Raw genomic sequence first — 12,718 nt, 5'->3', positions numbered from 1 at the left:
CATGGGGCGGAGGACGTCACCCGGTGGTGAGGGTGATGTCCTTGATCCTCAGGTCGCCCTTGAAGACGACGTACAGGTCCTTGACCCCGTTCGCCCCGGTGACGGCGGCGGTGGCGGTGGCCCAGTTGTAGATCCCGCCGGTGGCGGCGACGGGAACGGTGGAGATCAGCGTGCCGGTCGGCGAGCCGAGCCGCAGCTCGACCGAGCCGCCGGCCGTGGCGGCGACCCCGGCCGTGACCTTCCTGGGCGAGCCGAGGGCGACGTCCTTGAACGCGATCCAGGCGCCCGCCGTGCCGGCGACGGCGTCGCCGCGGGCCTTGGTCTCGTCGACCAGGTGGACACCCGAGTAGTCGTCGAAGTCGATGGCCCGGGTGGTCTTCGACAGGTCGCGATGCGGGATCGTCTCACCGTCGACCTTGACCGTGGTCCGCTGCCGGATGGCCCCGGACGACGACCCGACCAGGACGTCGTGGGTGGACGACTCCACGGCCCACCTGTTCCGGGTGACGTCCCATAGCGCGAGGTCGGACTTCTTCACGTCGAACGTGACGGTCTTCGTCTGGCCGGGGGCGAGCGGCACGCGCTGGAACCCGCGCAGCTGCTTGACCGGCTGCTTCACCCGCGACTTGTGCTGGTGGGTGTAGAGCTGGACGACCTCGTCACCGGCCTTGGACCCGGTGTTGGTGACCTTCACCGACACCTGGACCCCGTCGCCCTTCTGGACGGCCTTGAGCCCCTGGTAGCCGAACGTGGTGTAGGACAGCCCGTGGCCGAAGGGGTAGAGCGGCGAGCCCTTGAAGTACAGGTACGTCCGGTCCTTCTTGACGATGTCGTAGTCGAGGATGTCCGGCAGGTCGGACGCCGACCTGTACCACGTCTGGGTCAGCCGCCCGGCGGGGTTGACGTCGCCGTAGAGCACGTCGGCGACGCCGTGGCCGGTCTCCGCGCCGGCGTGGGTGGTCCACAGGATCGCGGGGACGTTCTTCTGCTCCCAGTTGATCGTCGTCGGGTAGCTGTTCTCCAGCACCACGACCGTGTGGGGGTTGGCCGCCCGCACGGCCTTGACCAGGGCCTCCTGGCCCTCGGCCAGGTTCATGTCGGTCCGGTCGTGGTCCTCCCGGCCGTTGATGAACGGCATGCTGCCGACCACCACGACGGCGACGTCGGCCGCCTTGGCCTTGGCGACGGCGTCGTCTAAGCCGGTGCTGACGGTCTCCTTGGCGAAGTGCGTGGCGTCGGCGGCCGTGCTGAGGGTGAGCGTGCTGTCGGCGTTGACCTTGACGTACGCGTTGGGGCCGAACCAGTCGTAGGCGGTCTCGTACCCGGCGTAGTGGAGCAGGTAGGAGCCGTCGGACTGCCGCTCCAGCTTGAACTGCTCCTGGACGAACCAGCCGGCCGGCTGCTCGGCGCTGTTGGCGAGCGTCGACCAGTTGGCGCGGCTGACGTACCTGCCGTTGGCCACGGAGCGCAGCGTCACCACGCCCTGGCCCCAGTCGAACACGTCGAACTTCTCGGTGTCGCCCAGGGTGGCCGGGCCGGCGGTGAGGTCGCCCCCGGCCGCGGTCGTGGGGGCGGTGAGGTACCTGCCGGTGGCGACGTCCTTGAGCGCGATGCGGTCGGCGCCCTCGGACGAGGTGACCGACGCCGCGCGCTCCTTGATCCCGTCGAGGGGCGTCATCTTGTACGTCGGGGCGCCCGAATACCAGTCCGTGTAGAGGACGTCGGAGAGCGGGCCCACCACGGCGACCTTCTTGCCGGGGCTCAGGGGCAGCGCGCCCTTGTCGTTCTTCAGCAGCACGGCCGCCTTGCCCGCGGTCTCCCGGTTGAGCTCGCGGTGCTCGGGGCTGTCGACCACCGCCGGGGTGATCTTGCTGTACGGCCCGCCGTCGGGGTCGAACTCGCCGAGCCGGAACCTGACGCTGAGGATGTGCCGGACGGCGTTGTCGACGTCCGACTCCTTCAGCAGGCCCTGCGACAGCGCCGCCTTCACGGCCGTCACGGTCGGCGCGCCGTTGGTGTCGTCGACGGTGAAGCTGTCGATCCCCGCCTTGATCACCGCGGCGTCGGCCTCGGGCTGGGTGTCGTAGTAGTGCTCCGAGGCGGTGAGGTTGTTGGGCGCCCAGGCGTCGCTGACGTTCATCAGGTCCCGCTTCGTCCAGGACCGCACGACCTCGTTCAGGTCGGGGCTCACCGTGTTCGGCCGGCCGTTGACGAGGTTGTAGGACGCCATCACGCCGGTCGCCGCGTCGGCCGCGATAGCGGGCTTGAACGCCGCCTCGTCGTACTCGTGCTTCACCCGCGGCGGCAGCTCCGAGGAGGTGGTGTCGCGGTGGACCTCGTTGTTGTTGGCCAGGTAGTGCTTGAGGGTCGGGGCGGCCCTGAGGTGGTCGGGGTCGTCGCCCTCGATGCCCGAGCCGTACGCCGTCGAGATGGCGCCGGTGAGGGACGGGTCCTCCGAGTAACCCTCCTCGTTGCGCCCCCACCGGGGGTCGCGCAGCAGGTTGACGACGGGCGCCCAGAGGTTGAGCCCCCACACCACCGGGTTCTGCGCGTTGAACCCGCGGGCCTCGTCGCCGACGGCCGCGCCGACCCGCTTGATCAGGCCGGTGTCCCAGGTGCTGGCGAGGCCGACCGCCTGGGGGAAGACCGTGCCCTTGGCAGTGACGACCGCGCCGTTGTTGGCGTAGTCGGTGGACCAGGCGACGCCGTGCAGGGCCTCGGTGCCGGTCTTGAACAGCTTGATGCCGAGACGGTCGATCGGCGGCTGGTACTGGTGGAGCATCGAGACCTTCTCGTCCAGCGTGAGCCGGCCGAGGAGGTCGTCGATCCGCTGGGAGAGCGGCAGGGCGGGATTTCGGAAGGGGAAGTCTTCCGCCGCTCGCGCGGGTGCCGTTCCTAAGCTCAGGGCGAGAGCCAGGACGGCCGCCGCCGACAGGGGTCGGCGAAGGGACATTGCGCCTCCAGGTCAGGTAGTGACGCGCGGGGTGAACTGCTCGGCGGGCCCTTTGACTTGCCGGGTTACTCGCTGGGTTACTTGATGGCGCCCACCGTGACGCCTCGGGTGAGGGTGCGCTGGAAGATCAGGAAGAAGGCGACGGCCGGCACGATGCCCAGCAGCGCGGAGGCGCTCGACATGGTCGCGTCCATCATCTTCTCCCCCTGCAGGACGCCGAGGGCGACCGGCACGGTCTGGTTGTCGTTGGAGATCAGGAAGATCAGCGGCAGGAAGAACTCGTTCCAGGTCCAGATGAAGAAGAAGATGAGCAGCACGGACAGGGTCGGCCGGCTGATCGGCACGACGATCCGCCACAGCGCCCGCCACCTGCCCGCGCCGTCGATCGCCGCCGCCTCCAGGATCTCGTGGGGGAACTGCCCGAGCACCGCCGAGAGCAGGTACGTCCCGAACGCCGCCTGGATGACCGTGAAGATCAGGATGACGGCGATCTTGGAGTCGTACAGGCCGGCCTGCTTGGACAGGAAGTAGAGCGGGTAGGCCAGGGCCTCCTGCGGAAGGGTGTTGGCCACCAGGAAGAGCACCAGGATCCAGAGCCGGCCCCTGACCCTGCCGATCCCCAGCGCGTACGCGTTGAGCACGGACAGCACCACGGCACCCACGGCGACCGAGGCGCTGATGACGAAGCTGTTCCAGAGCTTCTCGCCGAAGTCGACCCGGTTCCAGAAGTCGATCAGCCCTTGGAGGTAGAGGCCCTTGGGCAGGCTCAGCGGGCCGCCGGAGGAGTACTCGGCCGGCGACTTGAACGCGTTGAGCGTGACGATCAGGAAGGGGAACAGCATCACGACCGCGAGCACGGCCAGCGCGGCGAGCACCGCCCACCGTCCGGGGCCGCGGCCGGAGGGGCCGCGCACGACGGGAGCGCGGACGGCGCGAGCGGGCACGGCCGGCGCGCGAAGGCGTTCCGAGGTCACGACTCACGCTCCTGGACGCGCAGGAAGAGGAAGGTCACCACGACGATGATCAGGGCGAGGACGGTGGCGATCGCCGAGCCGTATCCCACGTTGACCTTCTCGAAGAAGTTCAGATACGAGAAGTACGAGGGCACCATCGTGGCGCCGCCCGGCCCTCCCCTGGTCAGCACGAAGATCGGCCCGAAGACCTTCAGCGCCGCGATCGTGCAGGTCAGCAGCACGACGAAGATCTCGGGGCGGATCTGGGAGATCGTGATGTGCCAGAACCGCCGCCACCAGGAGGCGCCGTCGATCTCGGCGGCCTCGTAGAGCGCGGGGTCCACCCGCTGGAGCCCGGCCATGAAGATGACGACCGGGTAGCCGAGCTGGAACCACACCATGATCGCCATGACGGTGGCCAGGGCGTAGTCGGGGTCGCCCAGCCAGTTGACCTTCAGCCCGAAGATCTGGTTCACCGCGCCGTACGACGGGTTCAGCATCCAGCCCCACACGACGCCGGCGACGGCGACCGGGAGGATCTGCGGCAGGTAGTACGCCGCGCGCAGCGCCGCGGCCGTGCGGAAGCCGAACCGCTTGCCGATGTAGTCGAACAGCGCGGCGGCGAGCACGAGCCCGAGGATCGTCGGCACGACGGCCATCGCGACGATCAGCGCGACGTTGTGCTCGAACGACGTCCAGAACCGCGCGTCCTTGAACAGCTTCGTGTAGTTGGCGAACCCGATCCAGGTCGGGGTGCCGACCCCGGACCAGCGGGTGAAGCTCGTCGCGACGTTCATCAGGAACGGCACGACGATGACCGCGAGGAACAGCACCAGGCTCGGGATCAGGTAGAGCCAGTAGCCGCCCCTCCCTCGCGGGCGCGCCTGGATTGGCGCCATGAGCAGACCTTTCGCGCTATGCCCGGCGGCGGGACGCCGATCGCGCCGCGTCCGCCGCCGGGAGGGTTGTGCCGCCTGAGTGAGGTCAGTTGCCGATGTCGGCCAGGTTGTCGTTGTACGGCCCGGCGAGCTCGTCGAGCACCTGGTCGGGCGTCTTGCTGCCGTTGATCAGCTCCTGGACGCCGGAGACCATGACGTCGTAGTAGCCGGGTGCCGGCCAGTCGGGGTAGAAGGCCAGGCCGTCCTGCGACGACAGGGTGTTGAAGTTCTCGATCAGCTCCTTGCTCTTCGGGTCGCTGATGGCCGCCGCGTCGGCGGCGACGGGCACGCCGCCCGAGTTGCCGAGCAGGTTCTGGATCTTCTTGCTCATCGTGATGTCGATGAAGTCGTACGCCAGGTCCTTGTTCTTCGACTTCTCCGGCACGACCCACAGGTTGCCGCTGGATCCGGGGGCCATCTTGTTGCCCGGGAACAGCGACGAGGTCCAGTCGAAGTCCTTGATCTGCTCCTGGAACCTGCCGTACCACCAGCTGCCGGAGATCATGATCGGGAACTTGCCGCCGATGAACGACACGCCCATGTCCTCGGCCTTGATCCCGGCCGCGTCCTTGCTGATGTAGCCCTTCTTCACCCAGTCGGCGAACGTCTGGGCCGCGTACGTGAACTCGGGGCCGTGGAAGTCCGTCTTGCCCTTGTAGAGCTGGAAGGTGTCGACCCAGGCGCGCTGGGCCTTGCTCAGCGCGAGCATGTAGAAGATCTGCTGCGCCGGGTACTCCGCGCCTCCGGTGTCGATGGGGGTGACGTCCTCCTTGGCGAACTTGTCGAGCGCGGCGGTGAACTCCTCGAAGGTCGTGGGGATCTCGATCCCCGCCTTCTTGAAGGCGTCCTTGTTGTAGTACACCATCACGTACTCGCCGTAGTTGGGCACGCCGTACCACTTGCCGGAGCCCATGATGCCCCGCTCGTCGTACTTGGCGGTGGTCTGCAGCGACGGGCTGAGCGCCTTGTCCCAGCCGCGCTTGGCGGCCTCCTCGCTCAGGTCGCTGAGCAGCCCCTGCTTGGAGAGCAGGCCCGCCGTGGCGTTGCCCTTGTTGTACTCCATGATGTCGGGCGCCTGGTCGGAGTTGAGGACCATGCCGGCCGTCTTCTGGATCTGCTCGAAGCCCTTCTCCTCGAACTTCACCTTGACGCCGGGGTGGCTCGCCTCGAACTCCTTGATCGCCTCCGCCCAGGCCTTGCCCATCGCGCTGTCCGCGCCCTCGTAGTGCCACAGCGTGAGGGTCCTGCTCTCAGCCGAGCCGCCCGAGCCGCCCGCGCTGGGCTTGTCCGTGGACGAGCCGCACGCGGCGAGCGCCAGCGCCATGGCGGCCACTGCCGCCACCGCCGCGCTCCTGCCTACCTTGACCATGGTCTTTCTCCAGGGGGTTGACTAGTTGATGACGACCGGGGCGCCGGGCCCCACGAACTCGACGCCCGCGATCCGCTTGGGGCCCTCGGCGGTGACGACGACCCGGTCGCCGTCCCGCACCGCCGTGACCGTCGTGTCCCCGTCCAGGTCCCTGATGGTCGTACGGCACTCGCCTTCGGGGACGCCGAAGGCGAGCAGCGTGACGACCGGGTCGTCGGCGACCGTGTCGCCGGGCTCGGTCACGGGGATCAGCGCGCCGTGCCGGGCGAACAGGGGGATCCGGTCGATCGGCGGGGACACCGTGATGTACCGGCCGCCGTCGACCGCCTCGCCGGTCCAGTAGTCGACCCACACCCCCGAGGGCAGGTAGACCTTCCGTACACCGTCGGCCGAGGTCATGGGGGCGACGAGCAGGTCGGTCCCGAGAAGGTACTCCAGGTCCGCCTGCCACGCCACCGGGTCGTCCGGGTAGTCCACGCACAGGGCGCGCATCATCGGCGCGCCCGTCTCCGCCGCCGTCACGGCGGCCGAGTAGATGTACGGCATGAGCCGGTAGCGGAGGCGGATGGCCTCGATCGCCCCGCGTTCGGCGTCGGCCGGGAACTGCCAGGGCTCCCTGCTCGTGGTGCCGTGGAACCGCACGAGGGGCGAAAGCGCGCCGAACTGCGCCCACCGGACGTACAGGTCCGGCGCCGGCGTGCCGGTGAAGCCGCCCGCGTCGTGGCTCCAGAACGGGATGCCGGACAGCCCGTGCGACAGGCCGCCCCGGATCGTGCTGCCCATCGAGGGGTAGACCGCGTCGACGTCGCCGCTCCACTGGGCCGGATGGCGCTGGCCGCCGAGGAAGGACGAGCGGGCCCACACCATGCCGTGCCCCGCGATCTCCCGGGTGACCTCCGCGACGGCGTCGTTGAACAGCAGCGTGTAGACGTTGTGCAGGTCCGTGCCGGTCATGCCGTTGTACGCGACGGCGTCGGCCGGGACGCCCTCGGCGAAGTCGGTCTTGAACACGGCGACGCCCTCGCGCAGGCGGTCGCGCAGCAGGCCCTTGAACCACTCCACCGCCTCGGGGTTGGTGAAGTCGACGATGCCGCACGCCGGGTGGGAGCCGTGCCAGGAGTCGGCCACGTAGACGTCGCCGTCCGGCCTGCGCAGGAAGTAGCCCTTCTCCGCCGCGCCGGGGAAGGCGGGGCTGAGGTGGGAGACGTACGGGTTCATCCAGAGGCAGACCTTGAATCCCTGCTCCTTCAGCGTCGCCAGCATCCCGGCCGGGTCGGGGAACGCCTCCGGGTCCCACCGCAGGTCCGACCAGTGGGTCTCGGTCTGCCAGTAGGTGTCCAGGTGGAGCACGTCGCAGGGGATGCCGGCGTCCCTGATCCTGCGGGCCCGCTCCAGCACCCGCTCCTGGCTGTCGCGGAAGAAGCCGGAGGAGATCCAGGTGCCGAACGCCCACTTGGGCGGCAGCACCGGCTTGCCGGTCAGCGCGTCGAACCGGCCGAGCACGTCGGCGGGGGCGGGCCCGCCGATCACGTAGTAGTCGATGAGGTCGTCCGGCACGATGATCTGCACGGTGCTGTGGGTCGACTGGCACATGTCGAACTCGACCGGTGCGCCGCTGTCGACCAGGATTCCGTAACCCCTGCTCGACAGGTAGAACGGCACGTTCTTGTACGCGCGCTGCGACTCGGCGCCGAACGCGTCGAAGTTCCACATCAGCGGGCGCTGGCCCCGCTTGTCCAGCGGGGTGAACGACTCGCCGAACCCGCCGAACGCCTCGTCCGCGGGGGCCACGAACGTCTCGTGGTAGGCGACGGGCACGCCGTCGACGGCCGACCGGCCGAACGGCAGGGTGCGCACCCGCCCGCTGATGTCCGGCCGCCCCGCGTCCTGCTCCACCAGCGTGCGCCCCGACCGGTCGGTGAACCGGATGTTCCACGGGTCGAGCCGCACCTCCGCCCGCACCGACCCGGCGTCCACGACGACCCGGCCCTCGCCGGCCTCCACCGCGGCCCCGCCGTACCGGCCCGGGGTGACCATCGTGATGGCCCGGGCGGAGCGGGTGCGCGCCTCGCGGTCCTGCCCGAGCCGGACCCGGATCACGCCCTCCCCCGCGACCGTGACCTGCACGATCAGCGTCTCCTCCGTCGAGGTGGAGCCCTTGAGCGTGACGCCATGGTCACCGGAGTCCACCACTTCCGCGCGCCGCACCGCCGACAGCCCCTCCTCACCGTGCGCCCGCACAGGGAGCTCGGGGGGGTCCGCGACGAAGAACTCACGCGCGATCAGGGGAGGACGGTACGGCATCGAGGCACTCCATGGCTCATCCGAAGATTGTGGAGTTAGTTTGCCGTCCATCCCAACAAAGGTCAACGGTCAGAGTGCGGCGATCACATCACGTTATAGCGCGGGTGATCTATTAGTGCATCTTTAAGCTTTATATTCCGATTTATGCCCGTTTAGGGTAATGTGACGGCAATTCTCCGGTCCCCTGAGGGAGAGGTCGCATGGAACGGTTCGTGCACGTGATGCCGCTCGACGACGTCATCGGCCACGAGGGCACGCCCAGCTGCGTCTGCGGCCCCGGCGGCCAGCCCGTCACCGCGGCCGAGCTCGACCTCGCCCACGACCCCGTGAGCGCCGGTTGGACCCGGCCGGCCGTCGGCGTGATCTACCACCACCACGCGCTGAGCCCCTGCCACGAGTGGGAGGCCGTCCCCGAGGCGTGAGGCACGGCTCCCGGGACCCACGGGAGCCGTGTGCGGGGATCACCCGCGCGAGATCACAGCGTCACTGGCGTCACTGCCGGCGTCACTGGTGGCCGAACTCGGCCAGCGCCGGGAGCGCCCGGTCCCCGAAGTCGAACAGCGCCTGGTTCTCCCACCCGTTCCCCGAGGAGGGATCGGCCGGGTCCCAGCCGTTGCCGGAGACCGCCGTCCAGGTCGGCTCCCAGTAGACGACGCCGAGCCCCCTGCCGTCCCGCACCGCCTGGACCAGGCTCATCACGTCGCGCAGCATCGCCGCCTGGCCCGCGGGGGACGCCGGGTAACCGGCGACCGGCTCGGCGGAGGTGATGATGTTCCCCAGCCCGTCCTCGTTCCCCGTGCTGAACGGATAGGCGGTCTCCACGACCAGCACGGGCTTGCCGTACCGGGCCGCGATGTCGTTCAGGTTGGCCTGGAAGGCCCCGAACGTGCCGTGCCAGTACGGGTAGTACGACACGCCGATCACGTCGTAGGCCACTCCCCTGGCCGCCGCGCTGTCGAACCACCAGCGGAACAGCGCGTTGTTCCCTCCCTCGGCCAGGTGCAGGACCACCTTCGTCGACGACGACACGGCCTTGACCGCGGCGTACCCCGAGTTGAGCAGCCCGGCGAGCTTGCCGAAGTCGGAGCTGCGCCCGTCCTCCCAGAGCATCCCGTCGTTGATCTCGTTGCCCACCTGGACCATGTCCGCCGTCGTGCCCTGCGCCTTGAGCGCGCTGAGCACGTCGTAGGTGTGGTCGTAGACCGCGGTCTTGAGACGGTCGTAGGTGTAGCCCGTCCATGCGGCCGGCTTGTACTGCTTGCCGGGGTCGGCCCAGGTGTCGGAGTAGTGGAAGTCGACGAGCAGCCCCATCCCGAGGGCCTTGATCCTCCTGGCCATGGCGAGGACCTGGGTCTTGGTGTTGTAGCCGTCGGCCGGGTTCACCCAGACCTTCAGGCGCGCGTAGTTGACGCCGCCGCCCTTCAGGATCGTCAGGGCGTCGCCGGTGGCGCCGGAGGACGTGCGGTACACGCCGCCGCGCGCCTCGGACTTGGCGAGGCTGGAGACGTCGGCGCCCTTGACGGCGAGACCGGACGAGCCGCGCGCGAACGCGACGTCGTCGAAGTTGGCCCAGCCGCCCGCCGCGGCGGAGGTGCCGAGGACGATCGTGCAGGCCCCGCTCGTCACGGTCTGGGTGACGGCGACCTGAAGCCATTCGGACGACGACACGGGCGCGTAGGTCGTCTTGTCCGGCGACCCGCAGTCGCGCAGCGCGATCCAGCTCTGGCCGGCGGCGCCGCTGCGAACCCAGACGCGCAGGGTGTAGGCGCCGTAGCCGAGGCCGGTGAGGCGCTGCCGGGTCTCGACCCGGTACGCGGCGGTGGACCAGTGGCTGAGGCGGTAGGAGCCGGAGTGGCCGCCCGACTCGGTGAAGTCGGCGGACACCGTGCCCGAGCTGCTCCAGCCGGTGGGTGCGGCGGTTCCGGCGTCGGTCTCGAAGCCGCCGTTCACGACGGTGGCGCCCGCCCGCGCGGGCGTGGCGACGAGCGTCGCGGCGGCGCACAGTAAGAGCGCCACCAGGGTTTTCTTCATGGGTCCTCACTCTGTGAAGGAGTTGTGCGGACACCCCCGATCCCCCGATCGCCTCCGGCCGGGCCGGTGACGCCTATACCCGTACCACCGTGACGTCCCCGGCCGCCACGGTCGCCGCCCCCTCGCACACGGCGCCGTCGAGCACGCTCGTGCCGGTGATCCCCGGCACGGAGACGGCGTCGTCCCCGTGGTTGACGAGGAAGACGAAGTCGCCCCGCCGTACGACCTCGACGGTGGCGGGCAGGTCGCGCGGCCGCGCCACCCCGGCGTGGTCGAGCACCTCGGCGAGCAGGCGGCGCAGCCCCCCGCCGCCGCCGACCGGGTCGAGGGCGGTCGCGACGTACCAGGCCGTCCCTGCGCCGAGATCGTTCCTGGTCACGGCCGGCCACCCGGCGTCGGGGCCGTCGGCGAACGTCCACAGGCCGGTCGCCGCGCCGAGGCGCACCCGTTCGGACCAGATCCTGCCGGTGCGGGGAGCCGCCCCCGGCGGGAGCACCCCGACGCTCCCGCCCTCGGGCAGCGGGTGGAACTCCTCGACCGACAGCCCCAGCACCTCGCGCAGCGCGCCGGGGTGCGGACCGGGGTGGATGGTGTCGTCGCCGTCGACGATGCCGGAAAAGTACGAGACGAGCAGGTGGCCTCCCGCCTCCACGTGACGGTGCAGGTTCTTCGCCGACGCCTCGGTGAGCAGGTAGGAGCTCGGCGCCACGACCAGCCGGTACGCCGACAGGTCGGCCGAGGGATGGACGAAGTCGACGGTGACGTGCTCGCGCCACAGCGCCTCGTAGAACGCCTCGATCCGCTCCCGGAAGCGCAGATCGGCCGACGGCCGCCACTCCAGCTCCAGCGCCCAGTAGGACTCCCAGTCCCACAGCAGGGCCACCTCGGCCTCGACCCGGGCCCCTCTGACCCCGCTCAGCCGCCGCAGGTCCGCGCCCAGCGCGACCACGTCGCGCCAGACCGCCGAGTCGGTCCCGGCGTGCGGGAGCATCGCCGAGTGGAACTTCTCCGCGCCGTAGCGGGAGGCGCGCCACTGGAAGAACAGGACGGAGTCCGAGCCGCGCGCCACGTGGGCCAGGCTGTTGCGGCGCATCTCCCCCGGGCGCTTGGCGAGGTTGCGCGGCTGCCAGTTGACCGCGCCCGCGGAGTGCTCCATCAGCATCCACGGCCGTCCCCCGGCCACCGACCGCGTCAGGTCGGCCGCCATCGCGAGCTCGATGTGCGGCTCCGCCCTGGCCGCGTCCAGGTAGTGGTCGTTGGCGACCACGTCGACCTCGGGCGCCCAGCGCCAGTAGTCCATCTCCTTGCAGTTGGGGATCATGAAGTTGGTGGTGACCGGCAGGTCGCTGAACCCGCGGATCGCCGCGCGTTCCCTGCGGAAGTTCGCGATGTGCGCGTCCACGGAGAACCGCGTCCAGTCCAGCCGCAGGGCGGTCAGCGCGCCCGGCGGCGCGACGGTGGGCGGCTCCACCTCGTCGAACGATCCGTAGGTGAGCCCCCAGAACGTGGCGCCCCACGCCGCGTTGAGCGCGCCCACCTCGCCGTACCTGTCGCGCAGCCACGCGCGGAACGCCTCGGCGGACACCGGGCAGTAACAGTGCTGGTTGGCCCAGCCGTACTCGTTGTGGACGTGCCACATCGCCAGCGCGGGGTGCCCGGCGTACCGGGAGGCGAGCGCCCCGGCCACGCGCTCGGCGGCGGCCGCGTAGTCGGGCGAGCTGGGGCAGAAGCTGTGCCGGGTCCCGCCCGCGAGGACCCGGTTCTCGCCGTCCACCAGCCGGCTCGCGGGGTAGCGCCGCCGGAACCACGCCGGCGGCGACGAGGTGGGGGTCGCCAGGTCGGCCAGCACGCCGCCCGAGTGGAGCAGGTCGAGGATCCGGTCCAGCCGGGAGAAGTCGTACTCCCCCTCAACAGGCTCGATCAGCCCCCAGTTGAAGACCCCCACGGTGACCAGGTTCACCCCGGCCTCCCGCATCAGCCGGACGTCCTCCCGCCACACCTCCTCCGGCCACTGCTCGGGGTTGTAGTCGCCGCCGTAGGCGATGCCCTCGGGCAGGACGGGATATCCGGGCACTGCTCCCCCTCAAAAGGCTCTGTGAACGTGCACAGTAACTCAGCAGGACAAGTGAAGGAAGGCCGGTGGCGATCTCCCCAGATCAGGTCGGACCGT

Annotated in this window: 8 protein-coding genes; 1 reads left to right on the top strand and 7 read right to left on the bottom strand. The window is 70.0% G+C overall.

Going from position 1 to position 12,718, the window contains the following annotated elements:
• Positions 1-16: 16 nt before the first annotated feature.
• The 5 genes from AB0B72_RS15515 to AB0B72_RS15495 all read right to left on the bottom strand — a co-directional run bounded on the left by AB0B72_RS15515 (position 17) and on the right by AB0B72_RS15495 (position 8,517).
• On the bottom strand, positions 17-2,953 hold the full coding sequence (locus tag AB0B72_RS15515; RefSeq protein WP_367739403.1) for a glycoside hydrolase family 3 C-terminal domain-containing protein: 2,937 nt from the start codon (positions 2,951-2,953) through the stop codon (positions 17-19).
• A gap of 77 nt (positions 2,954-3,030) precedes the next feature.
• A complete protein-coding gene (locus AB0B72_RS15510; RefSeq protein ID WP_367739402.1) occupies positions 3,031-3,927 on the bottom strand; it encodes a carbohydrate ABC transporter permease in 897 nt (298 codons plus the stop codon).
• Positions 3,924-4,805 (bottom strand): carbohydrate ABC transporter permease, encoded by an 882-nt coding sequence (locus tag AB0B72_RS15505; protein ID WP_367739401.1) that lies wholly within the window; start codon positions 4,803-4,805, stop codon positions 3,924-3,926. Before AB0B72_RS15505 ends, AB0B72_RS15510 begins: the two co-directional genes overlap by 4 nt.
• A gap of 85 nt (positions 4,806-4,890) precedes the next feature.
• The gene (locus tag AB0B72_RS15500) at positions 4,891-6,213 is read right to left on the bottom strand and encodes an ABC transporter substrate-binding protein (protein ID WP_367739400.1); all 1,323 of its coding nucleotides are present in this window, start codon (positions 6,211-6,213) and stop codon (positions 4,891-4,893) included.
• Positions 6,214-6,234: 21 nt separating this feature from the next.
• The gene (locus tag AB0B72_RS15495) at positions 6,235-8,517 is read right to left on the bottom strand and encodes a TIM-barrel domain-containing protein (RefSeq protein WP_367739399.1); all 2,283 of its coding nucleotides are present in this window, start codon (positions 8,515-8,517) and stop codon (positions 6,235-6,237) included.
• Between the two features lie 200 nt (positions 8,518-8,717).
• Between AB0B72_RS15495 and AB0B72_RS15490 the strand changes: the two genes are divergently transcribed.
• Positions 8,718-8,939, top strand: a complete 222-nt coding sequence (locus AB0B72_RS15490; RefSeq protein WP_367739398.1) for a hypothetical protein — start codon at positions 8,718-8,720, stop codon at positions 8,937-8,939.
• 82 nt (positions 8,940-9,021) lie between these two features.
• On the opposite strand, the gene AB0B72_RS15485 is transcribed toward AB0B72_RS15490, so the two are convergent.
• Positions 9,022-10,548 (bottom strand): glycosyl hydrolase 53 family protein, encoded by a 1,527-nt coding sequence (locus tag AB0B72_RS15485; RefSeq protein WP_367739397.1) that lies wholly within the window; start codon positions 10,546-10,548, stop codon positions 9,022-9,024.
• Between the two features lie 73 nt (positions 10,549-10,621).
• Entirely contained in the window at positions 10,622-12,622 is a 2,001-nt protein-coding gene (locus AB0B72_RS15480) for a beta-galactosidase (protein WP_367739396.1), read from the bottom strand.
• Positions 12,623-12,718: the final 96 nt, after the last annotated feature.

Source organism: Microbispora sp. NPDC049125 (genome assembly GCF_040802045.1).
Lineage (GTDB): Bacteria > Actinomycetota > Actinomycetes > Streptosporangiales > Streptosporangiaceae > Microbispora.
Note: the sequence above shows the minus strand (reverse complement) of the source record. Positions and strands in the feature narration are given on the sequence as shown.

What these genes read in the sequence shown, in the direction of transcription:
- AB0B72_RS15515 (WP_367739403.1), bottom strand. Translation starts at nt 2,953, where the DNA reads ATGTCCCTTCGCCGACCCCTGTCGGCGGCGGCCGTCCTGGCTCTCGCC.
- AB0B72_RS15505 (WP_367739401.1), bottom strand. Translation starts at nt 4,805, where the DNA reads ATGGCGCCAATCCAGGCGCGCCCGCGAGGGAGGGGCGGCTACTGGCTC.
- AB0B72_RS15485 (WP_367739397.1), bottom strand. Translation starts at nt 10,548, where the DNA reads ATGAAGAAAACCCTGGTGGCGCTCTTACTGTGCGCCGCCGCGACGCTC.
- AB0B72_RS15495 (WP_367739399.1), bottom strand. Translation starts at nt 8,517, where the DNA reads ATGCCGTACCGTCCTCCCCTGATCGCGCGTGAGTTCTTCGTCGCGGAC.
- AB0B72_RS15490 (WP_367739398.1), top strand. Translation starts at nt 8,718, where the DNA reads ATGGAACGGTTCGTGCACGTGATGCCGCTCGACGACGTCATCGGCCAC.
- AB0B72_RS15500 (WP_367739400.1), bottom strand. Translation starts at nt 6,213, where the DNA reads ATGGTCAAGGTAGGCAGGAGCGCGGCGGTGGCGGCAGTGGCCGCCATG.